This is a genomic window from Pseudomonas sp. 58(2021), from assembly GCF_017491585.1.
Taxonomy (GTDB): domain Bacteria; phylum Pseudomonadota; class Gammaproteobacteria; order Pseudomonadales; family Pseudomonadaceae; genus Aquipseudomonas; species Aquipseudomonas fluorescens_BT.
Map to the genome: position 1 here is coordinate 1 of NZ_JAFGYZ010000013.1, position 21,815 is coordinate 21,815.

The 21,815-nt window shown below is 61.8% G+C and carries 18 protein-coding genes; 5 read left to right on the forward strand and 13 right to left on the reverse strand.

What is annotated here, in order from left to right:
• The 12 genes from J5M72_RS16355 to tssB form a co-directional block, all read right to left on the reverse strand.
• On the reverse strand, positions 1–442 hold a 442-nt coding region (locus tag J5M72_RS16355), incomplete at its 3' end, for a helix-turn-helix domain-containing protein (RefSeq protein ID WP_207866390.1).
• Between the two features lie 255 nt (positions 443–697).
• Positions 698–1,240, reverse strand: a complete 543-nt coding sequence (locus J5M72_RS16360) for a toxin-antitoxin system YwqK family antitoxin (RefSeq protein WP_169430835.1) — start codon at positions 1,238–1,240, stop codon at positions 698–700.
• 12 nt (positions 1,241–1,252) lie between these two features.
• Positions 1,253–3,262, reverse strand: coding sequence for a type VI secretion system tip protein VgrG (tssI, locus tag J5M72_RS16365; RefSeq protein ID WP_207866392.1), 2,010 nt, complete (start codon positions 3,260–3,262; stop codon positions 1,253–1,255).
• Between the two features lie 32 nt (positions 3,263–3,294).
• On the reverse strand, positions 3,295–3,876 hold the full coding sequence (locus J5M72_RS16370) for a hypothetical protein (protein WP_169430833.1): 582 nt from the start codon (positions 3,874–3,876) through the stop codon (positions 3,295–3,297).
• An 82-nt stretch (positions 3,877–3,958) separates the two neighbouring features.
• A complete protein-coding gene (locus J5M72_RS16375) occupies positions 3,959–4,597 on the reverse strand; it encodes a YopT-type cysteine protease domain-containing protein (RefSeq protein WP_207866394.1) in 639 nt (212 codons plus the stop codon).
• 37 nt (positions 4,598–4,634) lie between these two features.
• Complete coding sequence (gene tssH, locus J5M72_RS16380; protein WP_207866396.1) at positions 4,635–7,175, reverse strand: type VI secretion system ATPase TssH; 2,541 nt, start codon at positions 7,173–7,175, stop codon at positions 4,635–4,637.
• 1 nt (position 7,176) lies between these two features.
• Positions 7,177–8,202, reverse strand: a complete 1,026-nt coding sequence (gene tssG, locus J5M72_RS16385) for a type VI secretion system baseplate subunit TssG (RefSeq protein WP_207866397.1) — start codon at positions 8,200–8,202, stop codon at positions 7,177–7,179.
• Complete coding sequence (tssF, locus tag J5M72_RS16390; protein WP_207866401.1) at positions 8,166–9,959, reverse strand: type VI secretion system baseplate subunit TssF; 1,794 nt, start codon at positions 9,957–9,959, stop codon at positions 8,166–8,168. The genes tssG and tssF overlap by 37 nt, the downstream gene beginning before the upstream one ends.
• The gene (gene tssE, locus J5M72_RS16395) at positions 9,943–10,386 is read right to left on the reverse strand and encodes a type VI secretion system baseplate subunit TssE (RefSeq protein ID WP_207866402.1); all 444 of its coding nucleotides are present in this window, start codon (positions 10,384–10,386) and stop codon (positions 9,943–9,945) included. Before tssE ends, tssF begins: the two co-directional genes overlap by 17 nt.
• Positions 10,387–10,401: 15 nt before the next feature.
• Positions 10,402–10,899: an Hcp family type VI secretion system effector gene (locus J5M72_RS16400; protein ID WP_169430827.1), complete on the reverse strand. Its 498-nt coding sequence runs from the start codon at positions 10,897–10,899 to the stop codon at positions 10,402–10,404.
• Positions 10,900–10,976: 77 nt separating this feature from the next.
• The gene (tssC, locus tag J5M72_RS16405; protein WP_169430826.1) at positions 10,977–12,461 is read right to left on the reverse strand and encodes a type VI secretion system contractile sheath large subunit; all 1,485 of its coding nucleotides are present in this window, start codon (positions 12,459–12,461) and stop codon (positions 10,977–10,979) included.
• Positions 12,462–12,490: 29 nt separating this feature from the next.
• The gene (tssB, locus tag J5M72_RS16410; protein WP_169430825.1) at positions 12,491–13,033 is read right to left on the reverse strand and encodes a type VI secretion system contractile sheath small subunit; all 543 of its coding nucleotides are present in this window, start codon (positions 13,031–13,033) and stop codon (positions 12,491–12,493) included.
• A gap of 228 nt (positions 13,034–13,261) precedes the next feature.
• On the opposite strand from tssB, the gene J5M72_RS16415 reads away from it, so the two are divergent.
• From J5M72_RS16415 to tssA, 5 genes are read left to right on the forward strand one after another with little or no spacing between them, the layout of a single operon-like run.
• The gene (locus J5M72_RS16415) at positions 13,262–13,708 is read left to right on the forward strand and encodes a type VI secretion protein (protein ID WP_085732262.1); all 447 of its coding nucleotides are present in this window, start codon (positions 13,262–13,264) and stop codon (positions 13,706–13,708) included.
• Between the two features lie 46 nt (positions 13,709–13,754).
• Positions 13,755–15,086 carry a type VI secretion system baseplate subunit TssK gene (gene tssK / locus J5M72_RS16420; RefSeq protein ID WP_207866408.1) on the forward strand — a complete coding sequence of 444 codons (1,332 nt, stop codon included), beginning with the start codon at positions 13,755–13,757 and terminating at the stop codon, positions 15,084–15,086.
• A gap of 18 nt (positions 15,087–15,104) precedes the next feature.
• The gene (locus tag J5M72_RS16425) at positions 15,105–15,869 is read left to right on the forward strand and encodes a DotU/TssL family secretion system protein (protein ID WP_207866410.1); all 765 of its coding nucleotides are present in this window, start codon (positions 15,105–15,107) and stop codon (positions 15,867–15,869) included.
• Positions 15,866–19,687, forward strand: a complete 3,822-nt coding sequence (locus J5M72_RS16430; RefSeq protein WP_207866412.1) for a type VI secretion protein IcmF/TssM N-terminal domain-containing protein — start codon at positions 15,866–15,868, stop codon at positions 19,685–19,687. Before J5M72_RS16425 ends, J5M72_RS16430 begins: the two co-directional genes overlap by 4 nt.
• The gene (gene tssA / locus J5M72_RS16435; protein WP_169430821.1) at positions 19,684–20,766 is read left to right on the forward strand and encodes a type VI secretion system protein TssA; all 1,083 of its coding nucleotides are present in this window, start codon (positions 19,684–19,686) and stop codon (positions 20,764–20,766) included. The genes J5M72_RS16430 and tssA overlap by 4 nt, the downstream gene beginning before the upstream one ends.
• Here the strand turns inward: tssA and J5M72_RS16440 are convergent.
• Positions 20,763–21,731 carry a 2-hydroxyacid dehydrogenase gene (locus tag J5M72_RS16440; protein ID WP_169430820.1) on the reverse strand — a complete coding sequence of 323 codons (969 nt, stop codon included), beginning with the start codon at positions 21,729–21,731 and terminating at the stop codon, positions 20,763–20,765. The genes tssA and J5M72_RS16440 overlap by 4 nt on opposite strands.
• Between the last annotated feature and the right edge of the window lie 84 nt (positions 21,732–21,815).

Sequence of the window (21,815 nt, forward strand, 5' to 3'; positions counted from 1 at the left end):
GGCCCTTGAAGTCCATCTGCCAGAGATCGTTGGGCGCTTCATGCTCGAACCGGATAAACGGTTTGATCTCAGCAGCCTTTGGATCAACGCGCGAATGACGCTGTAAAACTGCATGCACAGTACTGACGGAAGGCATCGCTAAACCTTTGTCTTCCAGCACGCGTTTGAGCTTGCGAGCGCCCCAAGCCGCGTACTCCCGACTCACGGTCAGAATCTGCTTCTCCACCTCGTCAGCACAACGTTTGGGGGACGTCTTCGGTCGTCGTGACTGATTGTTCAGCCCCTCGGCCCCTGATTTTTCAAACCTGCTGAGCCATTTGTAGGCAGTGCTTGGGCTGATGTTGAATCGACGGCAAAGCTGCCGAACATTGGCCCCTTCTTGCAGAGCCAAAAGCACGAATTCTGTACGTAGCTGCACGGTAGACACCTCTTCCCAAGACACAGGCCATCTCCTTCGCGATGAGCAATGTGTCTATTTAAAAGTGTCCACCATGTCTCCGAACACCTGTCCACCATGTCTCCGGTACATACACTCCCGGAGGGAGAGGGAGCTGACCGAGGTGTCATTCGCCCTACATCGACCTGAACGACCGAGTCGATTATGGATTCAGCGCAAATCTTTCACGTCGGTGTAATTCGCCAATATCCCCCAATCGGTTCCCTCTCCCTTTGGGAGAGGGCTAGGGTGAGGGGCTTTTCAGGCCTGCTGCGGATCCGTCCATTTGCGAAACCACCAGCGCACCCGGGAAATCGGCTTGCCATCGGCATCCAGCGGCCGCCCGTCCTCGGCGAACCCTTGCTCCGGCTCCATCAATTGCCCATTCAAATATCGCGCGTCCACCGCCGGTTTGCCGTTGGGATGAAAGCGCTGATAACGCCCCTCGCGCACGCCGTCGCGATAGACCTCGGCCTCCGCCACTTGCCCGTCGGGAAAGTAATTGAACGCCTCGCCATGCAATAACCCGCGCCGATAGGTCGCCTTGCGCTGCAGCCAGCCTTCGGGCGCATAGAAACTGGCGATGCCTTGCAGTTTGTCGCGCACGAACGGCATCTGCGCCGAGACCTTGCCATTGGGGTGGTAGAGCAGGCACGTGCCCTGCAATTGGCCCTGACTGTATTTCAGATCCGCCTGCTGGCGCCCGTCATCCTTGATACTCAACGGGCCATCGAGCTGACCGTCCTGCAGACGCCCCTTGAGGTGTTTGTCATCCTGCTGCAGATCCAGCGGTGTGATCGCCATGGCTTCTCCTTGTCAGTTGACCTGCACCAGCCCGCCCTTGATGGTCAGCATGCCGCCGCCGTCCACGGTCTGTGAGGCGGCGCCCTTGTTGGTCAGGCTGATGCCGGCGTCGTTGGTCAGCGTCGTCCCGGCCTTGTTGTCCAGCGAGGTACCGGCCTGATTGGTCATGGCGGTGCCGGCCTTCTGGGTGATCGAGGTGCTGGCGGAGGTCGCCAGATCCGCGCCGCTCTTGATCGTGAAACTGCCGCCGCTTTGCAGCGTAAGAGTGCCGCTGACCTTGATCGTCAGGTTGCCGTCCACCGTCAGGCTGTAGTCGCCGGTGACCTTGTCGGTGTAATTGCCGCCGGTACTGTGGTTCTGATCGGCGCCGACCTTCACCGTGCGGCTGTCCTTCACATCAAGGCTGTCGCTGCCGGTCTGGATCGTCACGCTGCGTTTGCCTTTCTCCAGCGTGACCGTTTCGTCGCCGTCCTTGACGGTGCGGGTGCGGGCGTTCTGCACCGTGAGGGTTTCGTCGTGGCCGACGGTGGCGGTGGTGTCGTTGAGTACGTTGATCTTCAGGTCTTTCTGCGCTTGCAGGAACACCTCTTCGGCATCCTTCTTGTCCTCGAAACGCAGCTCGTTGAAACCGCCGCCGCCCTTGGACGACTGGGTCTTGATTCCCGACTGGGTCTGGTTCGCCGGCAAGGCATAGGGCAGGGCGTTGTCGCCGTTGTACACACAACCGGTGACCAGCGGCCGGTCCGGGTCGCCGTCGATAAAAGTCACGATCACCTCCTGACCGATGCGCGGCACAAACTGCATGCCGAAACCCTTGCCGCTCCAGGGCAGCACCACACGCACCCAGCAGGAACTGGTTTCATCGTTCTTGCCGTCGCGATCCCAAGGGAACTGCAACTTGATCCGGCCGTATTCATCGGTCCAGATTTCCTCGCCGGACTTGCCGACGACGATGGCGGTTTGCGGATGCATGCGCGGTTTGGGTGTGAGGCGTTGCGGGCGAAAGGGCGTGGCCTTGGGGATCGCCTCGAAGCGGTTGCGATAGTTTTCATGACTGGCGTCGTGGGTGACCCGCGTGATGACCCAATCGATGTTCAGGCTTGCGTCTTCGTGGCCGTCGAGGGTGAACCAGTGACCCGGAATCAGCCAGCGGCAGTCGCTTTCGCCGACAAAACGTTTCTCCTCGCTGCGCAGCCCGTCGACCCGCTGCTTGGTCAACGCATCGCCCCGAGCCTTGGCGTTGTAACCGCCGGGATGCTCATAGATCGAACGCGGCCCGGCCACGGCTTCGGCCTGACCGTAGAGCGAGGTGGTCGGCGTGGTGAACTCGTAATCCGTCGCCTTGTACACGCCGGCCACCGCTTGCAGACACACCTGGCCCGAACGGATGCCGTGCAGCTCGCGCTCGCCTATTTGCTGGCCCAGATATTTGACCTTCGGCCCGTTGGGGATCTGTACGAAAGCATCGTTGCTGTCACCCAGCACCAGCGTGTGCTTGCCGTCCTCGTGGGTGAAGAACCAGAAGATGCCTTCCTCTTCCAGTAGCCGTGAGACGAAAGCGAAATCGCTCTCGCCATACTGCACGCAGTATTCCCTGGGTGCGTAGCTTCCGGTCAGCGAGAGTTTGAAATCGGTGAAACCGTGGGCCTTGAAGATTGTGGTGACAATGTCGGAGGTGGCGAGGTTCTGGAATACGCGGTTGTTGCTGGCCAGGGTCAGCCACCAGAGCCATGGCCTTAGAACCAGTTGATAGCGCTCGGCGGTGGCATCGGCGGGGAGCTGGCGGATCTCGGCGACCAGGGCGTCGAACGGGCGCAACTGCGCATCGTTGTGCAGGGTGGTGGTGACGTGGGTGGCGATGGCGCTGGTCAGGGTCAGAGAAGTGCCGTCGTTGAGCCCGTTGAGGGTTTGCGAGCCCAGAACGTTGAGCGCCTCGTCGCCGGACAGCGAATCAGGGTAAAGCGCCGACAGCGCGGTGGCGGTGAGGGACAGGGTGGTGTTGCTGTCGGTAGACCGGGGCATGAGCTGACCTCAGCTGTTGGTAGAGAAAAAGCTCACCACCTGAACGTACCGCCTTTCCCATGGATTGCAGCCTGGTTGTCACTGACCCACCCATCCATCTCTCTCTCGTTTCCATAAACGTAGCTGTACATCACCACCGAGTTTCTAATGTAAGGCTCGAGTTGCGGCCCACAAAGCGGGCAGGGGCTGAGTTCGATATAGATACGTGTAACGAAGTTGCTGTAATCACCGTCAGGGAGCGCAACACTGTTGATCGCCTGAACCAACGCACTGATTTCAGCGTGCCCGCGAAGGGTTGTGACGACTTTTTTGGTTGTTGTTGTGTAGTTTCCGAGAAGGTCCAGTTTCAGCGCACTGTCGCCGAATTTGTACATCAGTACGCCGCGTGAGGCATCAAAGTGTTCGACGACGGCAAAACAGGTTCCATGGGAGGCGCCCGAGCCGGCCAAGGCTCGGCGAGTTGAAGAGGATTCATGGCAGATGGTGGCCAAGTCAGGAATCGTCCCACCGTTGGTGGCGTGATTGGCCGCCAGCCAGTTGGCGTATAGCGGGTTTGTTCCTGTCATTGCGACATTGCCTCCTGAGTAACGACCGACTTTATGTATCTCTGCCATGGCAATCTCCGCTGGGATTCTTTCTGTTCGCGTCGTCAACAGGCGGCAACAAAAATTAATCTGTCCCCTTATAAAGTGCTTTTCAGCTGAAACCCCAAAGTCGATACCCCGTTGACAGACCCTGGTTGTAAGCCGTTGCGACCGCATCCATGCAAAGGGCTACGCCTTGGGCACCCTCCAGCTTGAATTCGCCAAAATTGGGATCGAAAAATACGCAGCTGCTGCTTTTGCCAAACAGTACCCAAGGTCGGTAAAAGGCCACGGAATGCCCGCCGAGCGTACCTTTGATCGACAGAATGAAGTAGCGACAAGACAAGGTGAGCACGAACTCGCCGATGGCTTTACCGGCAGTGGCGAAGCTCTGGTAGGTTTCCGCTTTTGTCTGGCCCAGCGATCCCACCCCACCGGTTCTCAATGCCCCCAGGGTCGCGGCTGACGGGGATCCGGGCGTATCGCCGCTGATGTCCACATACTCTGACTGGAAGTCCGAGGCCTGGCGCGCCGTCTTCTGTTCGTGCAGCAGTCCGGTTTTCATCGTTGGCTTGACGATGTCCTTGAGGTAGTCGTTGCCTTTTTTCTTGGCGATGAGCCATGCGGTGCTGACACCCCGGCAGATGCCGTCCCGGTTGTCGGCGACGAGCAAAAGAAAGCTGGACTGACCGAAGTTGTAGATGCCTTCGCCATGTCCGTCGATTTTGTCGCATATGGCCTTGTAGCTCATGTTGCCTCCCTGTTTCCGGCGATGCGCTCGCGCACAGCTACTCCAACACCCACTCCGCCAACTTCCCCGTCACCTGCGTCATCAACACGTTCTCGACATCCCGCGCACCCGCCGCACTGCACTTGGCGAGCACTGCTTTAACGATTCCCGAATCGAACTCGAACTGTTTGCCGGTCGCTGCCTTGTAGCGGCCCCGCAGTTTTTCCAGCTTCGCCAGCACAATCCCTTCCAGCGTTGTTTCATCCAGCGGTCGATAGGCGACCACCGTCATGCGTGCCAGAAACGCCGGGCGGAAGGCTTGCAAAAGGACTTTGTGCAGCGCCTCGTTGAAGGCTTCAGAGCCGATGTGTGACGCGGGAGTGTCGAGCAACAGTTCAGCCCCGACGTTACTGGTGGCGAGCATTACGGTGTTCTTGAAGTCGACAACCAGCCCCGTCCCGTCTTCCATCAAACCTTTGTCGAACACGTTGTAAAACGCTTCCAGAACATCCGGGTGCGCCTTCTCGATTTCATCCAGCAACACCACCGAATACGGTTTGCGCCGTACCGCTTCGGTCAGTACGCCGCCACTGCCGTAACCAACATAGCCGGGCGGGGCGCCCTTGAGCTGGCTGACGGTATGGGCTTCCTGATATTCGGAAAGGTTGATGCTGATCAGGTTGCGTTCGCCGCCATACAAGGCATCCGCGAGTGCATACGCGGTTTCGGTTTTACCAACGCCCGTAGGTCCAACCAGCAGGAACACGCCAACCGGTTTCTGCGGGTCGGTCAGTCCGGCGCGGTAGGCCTGTAGGCGCTGCGCGATGGTCGAGAGCGCCGTGGTCTGGCCCATCACACGCAAGCCCATGCGCTGTCCGAGGGTGCGCACGGCATGAGCTTCGTCGGCAAGCATTTTGCCGACGGGGATACCGGTCCAGCCTGCAATAACAGCCGCGACGGTCTTGCTGTCCACCTGTTCGGGCACCAGCGGGTCGTCCTGACGAATCGCATCGAGCCCGGCCTCCAGGCGCAGCAGTTCGGCGGCCAGATGATCGATGCGGCTGTCGGTGGCTTCGTCGGGCTTGTCGCTGTCGGCGCGTTCGCTGAGGTCGAGCAGTTCGCGGCGGGTGTCGAGCAGTTCGCGCACGGCCACGCGTTCTTCGCTCCAGCGGGTTTCCAGTTCGCGGATGGCCTGGACGTTGGTCTTCGATTCGCTTTCCAGCAAGGTGATGCGCTCGCGATGATCCAGCCCGGTGGCCTGTTCGCGGCGCAGGCGTTCGACTTCTTCTTTCAGGCTTTGCTGGCGATGGCGCAGGCTCTCCAGCGGTGGCGGCACGTCGTGCTGACCGAGGGCGACCCGGGCGCAGGCGGTGTCGAGGACGCTGATGGCCTTGTCCGGCAGCTGGCGACCGGAGATGTAGCGATGGGAGAGTTTCACCGCTTCGTGGATCGCCGCGTCCAGCACTTGCACCCCGTGGTGCTGTTCCAGTTTTGCTGCCACGCCACGGAGCATTTCCACGGCGGTGATTTCGTCCGGCTCTTCCACTTGCACCAACTGAAAGCGGCGGGCGAGGGCCGGGTCTTTTTCGAAATACTTTTTATATTCCATCCAGGTCGTGGCGGCCAACGTGCGCAATTCACCTCGGGCCAGCGCGGGTTTGAGCAAGTTGGCCGCGTCGCTGCCGCCTTCGGCACCGCCAGCGCCGATCAGCGTGTGGGCCTCGTCGATGAACAGAATGATCGGCTTGTCGGCGCTGCGAACCGCGTCGATCACACCTTTGAGCCGCTGTTCAAATTCGCCTTTGACCCCGGCCCCGGCCTGCAACAGACCGAGATCGAGCACCCGCAAACTGACTTCCTGTAACGACGGCGGCACGTCCCCGGCGGCGATGCGCAGCGCCAGGCCTTCGACCACGGCGGTTTTGCCAACGCCCGGCGCACCGACCAGAATCGGGTTGTTCTGCCGGCGTCTCAGAAGAATGTCGATGCACTGACGAATCTCGCCGTCGCGACCGACAATCGGGTCAATGCGCCCGGCGTGAGCATCGGCGGTCAGATCCTGGGTGTATTGATCGAGCACCGAGTCTTGCCGTGGTGTTGGACTCCCCGAAGATACAGAGTGCGGGCCAACGTGCTCCCGGGAGTTTTCCGTCCATTCCAGCAGGTTTGCGCGCAGGGCTTCTTTCGGAATTCGCAACAATGAGGACGCGCTGTTGAGCAGCAGGCTGCGGCGCTCGTCACGGTCGATCAGCGCCAGCAACAGCAGCCCGGAACGAATACTCTCGACGCCCAACACACTGGCCTGTACCACGGCGTCTTCCAGCAATCCCAGGGTGTGCGAAGACAACGCCGGCGTGCGCGTGCTGCCAGCCTTGAACAGGTCCAGCGCCTTGTTGATCTCCGCCGTCAGCGCATCACGCTCCAATCCAAAACGCGGCAGCAGAAAGGCAAAATCGCCGCCCTCGATATCCAGCAATTCCAGCAACAGATGCTCGATCTCGACAAAGTGATGTCCGCGCTGCAAGCACCGTTGCGCGGCACGTTCGAGGGCGCGGCGGTTGTCCGGGTTGAGGCGTCCGATCAGGCTGGCCAGTTCCATTTCAGGTGATCTCCAGCTGACGCAGGCGGGTTTCGATCCGTTGCACGGCCAGGCTGGTCTGGCGTTGCAGGCCACCGTTCCAGCTCAACAGGACCGGGGTTTGTCGGCCGAGTTGCAGCGGCCCGGCACCGCGCACCAACAGCACCAGTTTCACGTCCAGATCCGGGCCGAAATACAGTGCAGCGAGGCTCGCCAGCGCCGGATGCGTTTCGCCGTCCGGCAGAAAGCGTCCGGCCTGCGCCGAAGACAATGGCCCGAGCGTCAGGCGAATCCCGGCGTGTTCATCCCACACCCGAGTACCGGCGACAGCGCTGCGGCCGAGTTGCAGATTGCGTCCCCCCGCCTTCATGACGCTGCGGCTGGCACGTGGAATCTCACGCCACGCCCCTTCATAGGCGCTCAGTTCCACCGCCACGGCAAATTGCTCGCGGACAATCGCCGCGAATCCGGCCAACGACCGACGGCCATCGGCGTACAACGCCGTGCAGGCCAGAACGGCGCAGTCGGGAATCGCCTGGCGCTCTTGCAGGGATTTGGGCAACAACCCGGTCAGCGCCCGAAGTTGCGCCTGCACCGGCGAGGCGCCGGGCGTGGTGAAACCGAGGGCGATCCGGTGTTTGCGCATCACCTTGTACAGCAGGCTCAGCAACCGATGCTGGAACAGGTCGAGGAACTCGGCGGGTGCATGATCCCTGGCTCGCGCCCGTTGTTGCAGCCATTCCTGATAGGCGTAAGGCAGCGGGCCGTCGGGGCCGCCGAGGCCGAACATCGGCGAGTTCAGGGTCAGCGGTTCACCGGGGATTTCCTCCAGGCTTTCGATCTGGCTGGCGGCGAACAAGGGGGTCAACGGCCCGCGCAATTTCAGCGCTTCGGCCTGTGGCGATGTACCCGAACCGAGGGAGTCGGCCTGTGGCTGTTCGCGCTCCAGCAACAGCAACGCCTGCAACCATTCGAACGCCTGCGGATCACGGCGCAGGCGCTGGCTGAGGGTCAGAGCGACAGAGGCATGCCGGCTTGGGGTTGCCATGCCTTGACCTCCTTGTCTGCCTGCATGAGCACGGTGCGCACAAAGCGATTGGCCGTGGCGTACACCGAAAAGAACTGCGCGAGCACCGCTGAAAACAACACCGCGCTGCTACCGACGAAATGCTGTGGATCGAGCTGCAGTTGCACTTCAAGTCCGTTGCGCCAGCCGCGCCAGGCGTCGGCGCCGACATGGCCGATCACCCGCTCGCAACCGAGGCTCACCAGACCTTCAATCTGGCGCAGGGCGCTGGCCTCATCGCGCAGGTTGTGCAGGGTGAGGATTTCCTTCAGTGCATCCAGCGCCTGCGGCCCTTCGACCAGCGACAGATGATTGAGGGTCAGTTGCGACACCAGCCGCCAGCGCGAATCGCCGTCCAGTCGCGGCAGACTCTGCGGGCTCGGCGGATTGCGCAGGCGTGCCCACGCCACCGGGCCCGGCCGCTCGAATCCCAGCGGCGTACCGGCGGGCAGGCTCTGGGCCAGATGCCGATTGGTGCACAGCAGTTCGGCAGTCAGGCTGTAATCGGGCAGGTCGGTCTGCGGTTCGAAACGGGTGTCGACGACGCTGACCAGAAGATCGCTGCCGAGCCGGTTCGGCGTCTGCCCGTTGACCCGTCGCGCATGCCAGTAACGTTGCCGGTCAGCGCTGCTGTGCTGGCTGCCGAAATACGCCGGCAGCCGTTGCACACCGCTGGCGGAGCTGGCGCGGATGCCACGAATGCTGTGGATTTCGACGCTGTTTTCCCGGTGGCTGTCGGCGACCAGTCGATACTCGCTGCGGGTGCCGTCCGGGCGCAGCGGCTCCGAGGTGCGCGGAAACAGGTTGATCACCGGCGCGCAGCCGAGGGTGATGTCGCTGGCCTGCAAGTGCAGGCGACCGGCCGGGGCTCGGTCAAAAACGATGTAGAGGTACAGCGTCTGGCTGTCACTCGAAACGCCGGACAGTGGCAGATCAAAGAAGTGGAATTTGTCCGGGAACGCGAAGTACTCGGCCAGCAGGCGCATGCCCGGATGCACGCCGTCTTCGTCCGGCAGCAGCGCTTCGTCGTCTGCAAAACCGACGATCCTCGGCAGGCCTTTCACGCTGGCGGGAATGCTCCCCGGCGAGCCGGCCAGTACCTGCACCGCGTGGGCGCCGAGCAGGTCATAGAGGCTGGCATTGACCACCGGAGACGCGGCCAGGTGAATGCGCAAGTGTTCGATACCCAGCTCCGACCACTGGCTGTCGCCCAGGCAGCACAGACTCAGACGCAGCGCCGAACGGCACTGCGCCACACCGGTCAGGGCCTGCGCTTCATCGCTTCCCAGCAACAAGGCTTCGCTGACTTCGACCGGCCACAGACGCACGGCGGCACTGGTGCGAAAGTGAAGGCTTTCGCCCTTGCTGGTGGTGACGAACAGCGGCGTGTCCCGGGGCAGGGGATAGCCGCCGTCGAGGTTGCCTTTGCTCGGGTCCGGTTCGAACTGGACGATGGCGCAGGACGGCAACGGGCGCATGGCCAAGGGATAAAGCTGTTCGAGCAATGCGTCGCTGAACTCGGCGTAGTCGTCATCCAGCCGCCGCTGCAGGCGTGCGGCGAGCAGGGCGAAACCTTCGAGCAATCGCTCGACGTGCGGATCCGGGCATTCACCGGGAGACAGCTCCAGCCGCCTCGCGACTTTCGGATAGCGTTCGGCAAACTGGCTGCCGGCATGGCGCAACCAGGTCAGTTCACGTTGGTAATAGTCGAGCAGTTGCGGGTCAATCGAGTCGCTCATGGCGCACCTCCAGCCCTTCGTTGCCGGGCTCGATGACAAAGGCCACCGGCCAGTGCTGCGAGCCGCTGCGCAATTCGCCAAGCAGGCGGATGCTCAATCGCTGTGGCTGTTCGGGGAGGGGATTGACCTGAACCTCGCCCAGCAGCAGGCGCGGTTCGAAATGGGTGATGGCCTCGCGAATGTCCCGCGTCAGCCGACGACGGTCATCGCTGCGCTGCTGTTGCAGAGCGCTCCAGTCGGCGATGCCGTAATCGATCACGCTGGGGGGCACCGTCAATGTGCGCGGGCCACGGCGGGTGTTGAACAGGCGCGCCAGTTCGGCGTGCACCGAGTCGAGCAGGCTCTGACGATCGAACGCCTGCACGCCGTCCGCCTCGCCGGACGCGAGGCGTTCGAACAGCGGCGGGAGAATTCCCGAGCTTGTCATGGCCGTTGCGTCCGGTTACTTGCCGGCCTTGTTCGCGGCCAGGTCCCAGACCGTGCCGGCGGTGCCTTCCTTGGTGCCGTCGTCTTTTTGCGCGGTGAGTTCCCATTTGATCTTGGTGAAGTTCAAAGAAAGCGTCTCCACCGGTTTGCCACCGGTGCCGCCACTGACGCTGACGTTGGAGATCACCACGTTGGTCAGGGTGTAGATGATGAACGGCATGATCTGCCCGCTGCCCTCGGCGGCGTTGCGGCCGATGGTGATCTTGGCTTCCGGGATCGGCTTGCCGGCGCAGCAATATTCGTTGAGCGAAGGGGTCGAGCTGTCGATGAATTTGGTCAGGGTAAATTCACCGATGTGCGGCCGGCCGGAGGTGCGCTCCGAGTTGCTGACGTCATTGGTCACCTGCATCGCCACGTTGTGGCTGTAGGACATGACTTCGATCTTGTCCTTGTAGCCCTCGAGCAGGCTGTCGCCTTTGATGTCGCCGCCGAGGTCGAGAATGATTGCATCCATCGCTTGTAACTCCTGAAGGGTGTCGCGCTAGACAAACAGGGGAGCGCCCGCAGGAATATCCTGCGGGCGCAGGCGGGTCAGGCGGCTACCGGAGGCGGCAGCGTGGCGACCAGGCGGATCGATGCCGTCAGTTCTTCCAGCTGGAAGTGCGGCCGCAGGAACACGGTTGCGCGATAGGCACCGGGTTTGCCGGCGACTTCGGTGACGTCCACCCGCGCTTCACGCAGCGGGTATTGCGCCTTGATTTCCTGCGGTGCGTTGTCGTTGATCAGCACGTAGTCGGCGATCCAGTTGTTGAGGTAGGTCTGCACGTTGTCGCGGGTCATGAAGCTGCCGACCTTGTCGCGCATGATCACCTTCAGATAATGAGCGAAACGCGATGCCGCGAGCACGTAAGGCAACATCGCCGAGATGCGTGCGTTGGCATTGGCCTCGTTGGTGTTGTAGACCTTGGCTTTGTTGGTGGTCTGGCCGCCGAAGAACACCGCGATGTCGCTGTTCTTCTTGTGACACAGGGCGATGAAGCCGAGGTCGTTGAGTTCTTTCTCGCGGCGGTCGGTGATTGCCACTTCAGTCGGGCATTTGAGCGACAGGTCGCCGGAGCTGGTGCGGAAGGTGTGTGCCGGCAAGCCTTCGACCGCGCCGCCACCTTCAGCACCACGGATTGCCGCGCACCAGCCGTACTTGGCAAAGGCTTCGGTGATGCGTTGCGACAGCGCCCATGCGGCATTGCCCCACAGGTATTTGCTGTGATCGGTGCCATTGGTGTCTTCGACGTAGTTGATGCCTTCCACCGGCGAAGTGTCCGGGCCGTAAGGCAGACGCAGCAGGAAGTGCGGCAGCACCAGCGAGACGTAGCGCGAGTCTTCGCTTTCACGGAACGAGCGCCACTTGATCAGCTCCTGACTCTCGAAGACCTTCGACAGGTCTCGCGGCACGGCCAGTTCGGTGAAGCTGTTCATGTCGAACAGACGCGGGCTGGCGGCGGCAATGAACGGGGCGTGAGCAGCGGCGGCGACGTTCGACAGTTTCTCCAGCAGGCCGATGTCCTGCGGGTGACGGCCAAAGGTGTAGTCACCCACCAGCAAGCTGAACGGGTGACCGCCGAAGGTGCCGTATTCCTCTTCGTAGATCTTCTTGAACAGGGCGCTCTGGTCGAATTCGACGGCTTTTTCCAGGTCGTTCTGCAGCTCTTTCTGCGTCACGTTGAGCAGTCGCAGTTTCAGCCGGGTGCTGGTTTCGGTGTTCTGCACCAGCATGTGCAGGCCACGCCAGGACGCTTCGAGTTTTTGCAGGTCCGGGTGATGCAGCACTTCGTTGAGCTGGGCGCTGATCAGCTCGTCGATCTGGCTGATGCGGTCGTTGATCATCGCCACGGTGTCCTTGTCGATGGCCATGCCTTCGTCGAGTACCTGGGTGGCGAATTCCGCGAGCATGTCGCGGGCGTAGTCCTGCTGGCTGTCGTCATGGGCCATGCGGCCCTCGGCGATGATCCGGTCAAGCAGGGATAAAGTCTCGGCGGCAGCATTTTCGCTGGCTTGATTCTGGGCGGCGGCGGGCATGGCGAATTCTTCCTCGGTCAGGTGGACGATCAGGCTTGCGGTTCGGCCGGGGCCTCGGCATCAGCGGCCGGGACAGCGGTGTCCGGGCGAGCCGATTTGATCTCTTGCAAGCCTTCGGTGTTGGCGATGACATCGCGCAACAGCTTGTCGAGATCGTCGTTGCCGTCGAGTTTGGTCAGCAGGTCGCGCAGGCGCTGACGGGCCTCGAACAGGCGGCGCAGCGGGGTGACTTGCTCCACCACCTTGACCGGGTCGAAATCGTCGATGTGTTTGAAGTTGAGCTCGATGTTCAGCTTGCTGTCGTCACCGCTGAGGGTGTTGTTGACTTGCAGCGTGGCGCGGGGGCCGATGGAGGCGAGCACTTCGTTGAAGTTGTCGCGGTCGATTTCGGTGAAACGGCGTTCGGTCAGTTTTGCCAATGGTTCGAGCGGCTTGCCCGAGAGGTCGGCCAGGATCCCGACGACCAGCGGCAATTCCTTTTTCTCGATGGCGTTGCCGATTTCGACGTCATAGGTGATTTGCACTCGAGGCGGGCGAACCCGGTCGAGCTTGTGCTGGGTACTTTCTGCCATGTCGGCGGACTCCGATGCGATGAGCGGGCGCAATGCATCGGGGAGGCCCGTTCATCGCTTTCCCTTGCTGGACCACAGGTTAGAAAGGGAGGCAGATGACCTGTCGTTCCTTTGACAAACCTTCCACATTCGGCTGTAGGAACCGAACTACCCAAGACGCTAGAACAGGTCTATAAAAATGCAAGCGAAAAACATTTTTGGACTGTCTCGCGAAAAGGAAAATTCATTTTGTCTTCACGACTTTTTCTAACAATCGGTTTTGCGCTGCTTGCCGGTTGCTCGTTTTTCGGGCCGAAAGTGGACCTCGACAGCTTGACCCTCGACGTCGCGCCCAAGGCCAATGACGACACGCCGATCGCCGTGGATTTCATCGCGGTCAATGACCCTGATCTGCTCAAGCAACTGTCGGGCATCAGCGCCCAGCAGTGGTTTGCCGGGCGCGAGCAGTATCAGCGCGACTATCGTCAGCTGATGAGCGTGTGGGGACTGGAGCTGGTGCCGGGGCAATTCATCGATCGCCAGCCGTTCCCTTTGGGGGGCAAGCGGGCGGCTGGACTTTTAGTCTTCGCCAGCTATAACACACCCGGAGCGCACCGCTTGCGGCTGGACGATCAGAGCGATGCATGGCTCAAGTTCGACAGTCGCGAGATGACGCTGGTCAGCAAGGAAAACTGAAACACACCGTCCGCCGCCGGTTCGCGGTGCAGTCGAAGGGAGTCGTATGAGTCTGCTACCTGACGCGGTCTGCTGGCATGAAGGCATGCAATTGCTGCCACAGCACTTTCAGTTGCAGGGTCTGCGGGCCGAGGCGCTCGGTGCGCATCTGGCCCAGGCCTGCAATCCGTGGTTCTTTGGTGTCAGTCAGATGACGTTCGACCCTTCGGCGATGAGTGCCGGGGTCGTGCGAGTGTTGTCGTTGCAAGGGACGATGCCTGACGGTTTGCCGGTCAATCTGCAGGCGGGTGTCGGGCCTGCACTGGAGCTGGATGTCGGCCCGTCGATCGATGAAACCGATGACGCTACCGTCACGGTGTACCTGGCCATCAGCCCTTTGTGGCGTGCCGGTCAACTGCTGCCGCTCAAGGGACGTTTGCAGTCGGTGGTCGGCGAAGCGTTGCCCGATCTCACCAGCGGTGAATTTCCCGAATCGATTACGGTATGGCGACCCAATCCGCGTCTGTGCACGCAACTGAACAAAGCCGATTCGATCTGCCTGCCACTGCTGAAAGTCCGCAAGGAGGGCGGCGGTTTTTTGCCGTTGCCCTATACGCCGCCGACGCCGGTCCTGTTGCCGGAGTCGCCGCTGGGTCGGCGGATCGCCGGGCTCTGCGCGCGAGCCCGGGAGAAATGCCTGTTCCTGGGCGGGCGCCTGCGTCAGGCACAACAGTCAGGCAATCAGGACGATGCGCTGGAGATTCGCCGTCAACTGACCGCGTTGTGGTCGCGTCTACCGGAAGTCGAAGGCTCGCTGAACAGCCGCATTGCTCATCCGCAGGCATTGTATGTGCAGTTGCTGGGCCTGGCCGGGGCGTGGTCGGCGCTGGACCCGCTGGCAGGCGTGCCGTCGTTCGCGCCGCTGGATTTTTTCGAGTTGCACCTCGGTTACGAGCCGTTGCTGGAGTGGCTGGAAACCACCCTGGAGCTGATCCGTGCGGGTTACCGCAGCATCGCATTCGAACGCAGCGAACACAGTTTTTCCATTCAGTTGCCGGACGAGCAGCCGAGCCAGCGGCTGGTCATCGGCCTGCGCATGCCCAACGGCGCCAGCGAGCAGGCGGCCGGCGAATGGCTGCGCGGCGCGATCATCGCCTCGGCGCCGCACATCGCCTTGCTCAGCCGCCAGCGCATGAGTGGCTTGACGCACCAGGCCATGAGCCGCAACGAGCAAGTGGCCTACAGCGTGGGTGACGACACCCGGCTGTTTGTGGTGACGGCCGAAGGCAACTGGTTCGACGCGCAATTGCCGCTGGTGATCGCCGCGCCGGCCACCCGGTTGACCAGCAGTCCGTGGCAAGTGGTGCTGTTTGTTGCCCAGAACAGTGAACGTGCCTGATCACACAAGGAACGCCGTATGTCGCAAGGAAGTGTCGCAAACCTTGGGTTGCAGGACGCACCGCTGAGCAGCGCGTTCCGTCAGGCGTGGCAGCAATGGCAACTGGACTGGAGTCAGTTGCCCAAGGACAGCGATGACGAAGCGGCGCTCGTGGAGACCGTCGTCGAACTGTCGACCCAGGCGTCCCAACGATTGTGGCGTACGGCGTATTCGCGGGTCGGCGATTCGGCCACCGAGCAGGTCAAGGCGCTGGTGTATGCCTTTGTGGCGCTGGTTGATGAAACATTGCTGTTCAGCCCGTGGCCGGGCCAAGTGGCGTGGCAGGACAAACCCCTGGAGTCACGCTTGTACTCGAGTCGTCAGGCCGGTGAACAGTTGCCGGCTGCAATTCAAACCCTGCTCGATGAACAACAGCCCACCAGTCGCGACCTGGCCAACGTCTATCTGCAATGTTTGATTCTCGGTTTTCATGGCCGCCTGCGTGGTGAGCACAGTCAGGCGCAGCTGGAGAAATGGCGTCTGGCGTTGTTCAGTTTTGCCTGGCAGGACGACGCCAGTTACGAAGGCGTGAGCCAGCGGCTGGTGCAGCCTTCGTGGATCCCGCCGTTGCAGTTACCGGTACGTACCGCGCTGCCGGACGGTTTTCGACTGGCGTTGGGCATGCTGGCGATGGTGCTGCTCTTGACCGGGATCGGTCAGTTTCTCTGGCGTGACATTCGTTCCGAGCTGGAACCGGTGTTGCAGATGATCGACTCGGTGACGGTGTCGGAGCAGGATTCATGAGCACACTGACGATTGTCGCCTGGGTCGTCGCCGTGCTGTTGTTGCTGGTGATCATCGCCGTGGCGGTGTGGTGGCTGCGCACACGGAGCGGCGCGGCGATTCGCAGCTTCTACGGTGCAGTTCGCCATATGGAGCAGGAACAGGGCAGTCGCGATCGCTATCAGATGCCGTGGCTGCTGTTGCTGGGCGATGAGACCCAGGGCACCCAGCTGGTGACTGAATGGCGCTTGCAACCCACGGACAAACCCGCGTGGTTCGGCCGTTGGTGGTCGGACCCCGAGGGGGCGGTGCTGGTGGTGCCACAGGCGCTTTTTCTGCCGGACGAAGGCATGCATTTGCAGCGCGGCGGCTGGTGGCGCCTGCTCGGGCTGATCTTGCGCCTGCGCAGCAAACGCCCGCTGGACGGGGTGATCTGGACGGTTCCGGCCAGCCGCCTGAGCAATCTGGAACAGGCCACGCAGCTTGGTCTGGCCGCGCGACGGCGCTTCATCGATCTGCTGCAGCGCTTCGGATTGAGTGTGCCGGTCTATGTGATCGTCACCGGGCTGGAAGAACTGCCCGGGTTTCAGGAACTGATCAGCGCGTTGCCCGAGCAAGCCCGCGAGCGCACTCTGGGCTGGTCGTCACCCTATGCGCGCGACGCGGTGTGGCAGGGGCAGTGGAGCGATCAGGCGCTGGATCGCCTGCATCGTGCCGTCGCCGAAGCGGTCATCGAAATCGGCACGTTGTCCGGGTACCTGAGCGCCGATCTGTATGCCTTGCCAGAGCGCCTGGAAACATTGCGTCGTGGTTTGCAGAACGTGCTCGAGCCGGTGTTCCAGGGCAATGCGCAGGGTGAGGCGCCGTGTTTTCGCGGAGTGTATTTGAGTGCCAGTCAGCCATCGGAAGATGCGCTGGACGGATTCTCCGTTGACGACAGTGGCCTGCAGCGCAGCGCGTTCATGCGTCCCTTGTGGCGCCAGCGGCTGGTAGGCGAGCGGGGCCTGGCTCTGGGCGTACCGCGCCTGTTGCGCTTGCGCCAGCGCTGGCAGCGGGTGACTGCCGGCATTGCGCTGGTGGTCGGGGTGATCTGGGCGGTGGCGATGGTCTGGGTCTGGCGCGATTCGGTCAGGGATGCTCACGAACTGGCGCGACTGATGCAGAGTGCGCAGAAAAGCTACGTCGCGGTCACCGACGATGAGCACCGTGTCGAGCCAACCCGGCGCAACGTGCAGGGTTTCTGGCGGGTGCTGGAGCGAGCACCGCACTGGCATTACGTTTCGCTGGCGTTTCCGGCTTCGTGGTTTTCCTCGGTGGACGTAAAAATCGAACGGGCACTGTTCAAGTCTGCGCAACGCCAGATGGTGCAGCCGTTGCACGATCTGCTGTTGGCGGAGCTGGCGAAGATCAAGGCGATCCGCGCCACCGATCGGCGCGCCAGCATTGAAAGCGAAGACCCGGCGCAGTGGCAGAATTACCAGAAGGCCACGGATCTGGTCGACCGGGCGTTGCGTCTGGAGCAGCAGAACCAGTTGTTTGCCGAGGTGCAGAACAATCAGCGCGCTCCGCTGGAGGATCTGGTGCAGTTGAGCAACAGCGCGCTGTCGTTGAACCTCAACGCTGCCACGGTTCCCCATTCCGCGTATTACAACCGTCTGCTGGCGGCGGGTGATGGCGATGACTTGCAGGCGCTGGACCTGAGTGTCGAGCGGCCGCTGATCGTCAGTAACTTCAACGGACTTATGGAGCGCTGGCTCGATCAGTATTTCCTCGCCGACAACTTCGTGAGCAAGGCCGGCTACCTCAAGTTGCATCTCGAAAAACTGGAGGCCGGGAGCGGTAACAACCTCAATGAGCTGGAGGATCTCACCGCGCTCATCGACGACCTGCAAGCTGCGGTGGCCCTGACCAATTCGGCCTGGGGCCGGGGCAAGGGACAGGAGCTGGTACCGGGCTATCGCGAGTTTCTCGACAAGGTGCGCAAGAGCGCGCTGCTGGGGCCGCCGGTCCAGCAACAACTGGACATGCAGGCGAACAAGCTGCAACAGAGTTTTCGTGACCAGTGGATAGCCCAGGTCGGCTCGCGCGGCAACCTGCTGGTGCAGCAAGGGAGCGGTCAACTGGCGTTGCAGGATCACGTCGTCAAACTGGACAACGCGGTGCATGCGCTGTTCAAGCGAGACTTCGTTTCGGTGGCGATGCGCGCCGATCAGGACAACGTCAACCTGCAAGGCCAGAACGTGGACGGCGATGACCTCGACACGTCGTTGAACTATTACGCGAGTTACAAGAGTTATCTCGCCGAAGAGCTGCCCCGCATTCCTCCGGCCTATCGCGGTGCGCTGCTGCAAGCAGCCCAAAGTGCTGCGGCCCAGGCCATGTGGCTGAGCCTCAAGGATCACAACGACCAGACTCATGCTTACGCAGTGTTCAACGTCAAGGCCGAGCAAGCCATGGCTCTGCAAAAGGCGTTTGTCGAAGTCCATCGCAGTGACCTGGCGGCTCGGCTGCAAGGTGCGCTCAACCGCCGGGCCTTGGCGCAGATCGTCAGCGGGCTGGATGAAATCACCGCACAACCGCTGTTCGGTGGCCGGACTGAAATCAGCCAGTGGGACGGCTCGAAAAACCTCGGCCTGCAACTGTACGGCGCCAGCGATGTGCAGGATTTGAAGCTGAGCCTCAAGCAGCAATTCAACACCATGCTCGGCATCACCGAGCGGCGTACATCGGCATTGCAGTGGCTGATGACCCAGCAGGGCAATCTGTCGGCGCTGGACTATGAACGGGTGACTCAGTTCAGCGCACTGAACGACGAACTGCTCAAATACAAGGATTCGAATCCGGCCAGTTCACCGGCGCAAATCGAGCAACTGGTCAGCCGCGATTTCATCGACATGGACACCGGTTCCTGCGTGCAGGTGCTACAGACCGCCAATCTGGCAGGCGGGCGCGGCACGCTGGCAATGCGTGCAGTGGAGTTGCAACAGTCGGCCATGCAACGTTGTCAGTACCTGCAACAGCAGCAGGCCGCGGCGGCATGGAATGAACTGGCCAACTATTTCAATCAGTACCTGGCCGATCGCTTTCCCTTTGCCAGCGGCGTGCAGGCCCAGGATGCCGACCCGGCGCGGGTCCAGCACTTTCTGGAAATCATCGAGAAGCGCTTGCCGGTGGCCCAGGCCGGACTGGTTCTGAGCCAGACCCCGGAGCGGCTGGCGGCGGAAGATTTTCTCAACCGCCTGAAGCAGGCGAGCCTGTGGCTGACGCCGCTGTTCGTGCGTGACAAGAGCGGCATTCTCGGTGTCGAGATGGACGTTCGCTGGCGCACTGATCGTGATGATGAGCGCGGCGCCGATCAAGTGATCGCCGGGGGCTTGCTGGCCGGCAGTCAGCAAATCAGCTATCCCGCCGCCGAGCAGCCGAACCTGCGCTGGATGGTCGGCCAGCCGATCCGCCTGACCCTGCGCTGGGCGCGTAACGGTCGCGAGCGCCCGGTCAACGATCCACTGCAACCGAACCTGGTGGTGCGGGACCTGGAGGCAGGGTGGGAATATGGCGGGCCATGGTCGTTATTGCGGCTGATGCGCGCGCACTTTTCGGTCCTGCGCCAACCGAGCACGGATTACACGGATTTCCCGCTGACGCTGCGCTTGCCCGTGACTGCGCTCAACGACAGCGTGACCACCGAATTCACCCGCATGTTCGTGCGCCTGTCGTTGATGAGTCAGGGCTCGAAGCAGCCGTTGTCGATTCCGCCGTTACCGACCCGGGCGCCGCGTTCGCCGTTCCAGGTGACCGCAACCACTGCGTCCATTGAATCTCGAAAGGAGGGCCTGTGAGTCTGCCATCTGCCACGTTGCCGAACCTGATGGATCAATTGCTCGAACCGATCAGCGAAGACGCGCCTTGTGGTGCGGATCTGCGTTACGAACATGAGTTCGATCTGATTCGCGAGCTGCGTCGTGAAGACGACGCCAGCCTGCCGACCGGGGTCTGGCAATCAACGCTGAAACAGGCGAACTGGCCGCAAGTGCAAAGGCTCACCACGACGTTGCTGATCGAACGCAGCAAGGACCTGATGCTCAGTGCCTGGCTCGGCGAAGCCTGGTTGCATCTGCAGGGGCTGGACGGACTGCCTGGCAGCCTGGCGCTGATTGTCGGATTGTGCGAGCGCTATCCGGAACAGTTGCATCCACAGGCCGAGGAGGGCGACCAGTCGTGGCGCGTGATTCCGCTGGAGTGGCTGGTGCGCCGGTACAGTGAAGTGCTGCTGACCCGGGTGCCGCTGTTCGGTTCGCACAACAGCGATTTCGAGGCGTACAACCTGGAAAGCTGGCGCCGTCTGCAGGTGCAGCAGGTGCTGGTCAATGACAGCAAAAATGCCAAGGCTCTCGCTGAATCGGCGCGCAATGAACAGAAGAAACTCAGCGATCAGGTGCGTGCCACGCCGCTGGCGTTCTGGCTGCGGCAACAGGGCAACCTGCTGCTGAGCCAGCAACATCTGCAACGTCTGAGCGCCTGGAGTGATACGTATCTGGGCGATCAGGGGCCGGGATTACGGCCCCTGCAGGACATCCTTCAAGCGCTGCTGACTCTGGTCCAGGAGTTCATCGCCATGCATCCACAAAAACCGGTGCCGGTCGCACCTGTCGAAGCCCTTGCGGTGGAAGCGCAACCGGTCGATGAAGCGCCTGTCGCGGCGCAGGTCTTTCGTGAACCGGCGAGCCGTGAAGAGGCCTATCGGCAATTGCTGCTGATCGCCGAATACCTGGCCCGCACCGAACCCCACAGCCCCGTGCCTTATCTGATCCGGCGCGGGGTCGAGTGGGGCAACAAGCCGTTGAGCGAGTTGCTCGGCGAGTTGATCTCGGCCGACGCCGAGTCGCGGCGCTTGTGGACGTTGCTTGGCGTGCTTTAGTGCACGCGCTGGTTGTTCTGTTTTGGTGGCAGTGTCAGCGGTGTCAGTACCGGTTCTCCGGAAAAAAACGCCACCAGGTTTTTTCCTGCCAGTTCCACCGTGCCCTGTGTGGCTTCCGGTGACAGGCCGGCCACATGCGGCGTGAGAATCACGTTGCTCAAGGTTTTCAGTGCATCCGGCACCTGCGGTTCGTGATCGAATACATCCAGTGCAGCGCCGGCGATCCGCCGTTGTTCGAGGGCGGTGATCAGGTCCGCGGTGTTTATGACACTGGCTCGAGCGATATTGACGATGAAGCCTTTCGGTCCCAGGGCATCGAGCACCGGGCGGGTCACCAGATGCTGGCTGCCAATACCGCCGGGCGTTGCGACCACGAGAAAGTCCGAGGCCCGGGCCAGTTCGGTCGGAGTCGAGCAAAACGCGTAAGGCACGTCACTGCGCACCTGACGGTTGTGGTAGCTGATCTCCATGTCGAAACCCAGGTTCGCCCGTTTGGCGATGGCCATGCCCACTGCGCCGAGCCCGAGAATCCCCAGCCGCTTGCCCGCCAGGGACGGGCGCATGATCTTCGGCCATTCACCCCGACGCACGGCGGCATCGCAGCGCGGAATGTCGCGTACCAGCGCCAGTAGCAATGCCATGGCATGGTCGGCCACCGACGAGGCGTTCACCCCGGCGCCGTTGGTTACGGTCAGGCCCCGATTGCTGGCGGCTTGCAGATCCACCTGCTCATAGCCGGCACCGATCACGCAGATGATTTTCAGTGCGGGCAGCGCGGCGATTTCTTCAGCGTACAAACCCAGCGGGCCTCGGGTCAGCACCGCGTCGATGCGGGTGCCATGGGTGGCAATGGCCTGGGCGCGTTCGGCGGGAGTCGGGGCGAGGATCAGGTGAAAGCCCTGTCGTTCAAGAATGGGCAGGTAGTCATTGATGGTTTCAACCAGTACCAGAACGGTGGCGGGCATTGCTCGGCTCCTTTGATCGTCGGTCTTCGGGCGCAAAAGTCGGTTCAGAGTGCTGATTCCAGAGCGGTTTGGCAATGGCTGGCG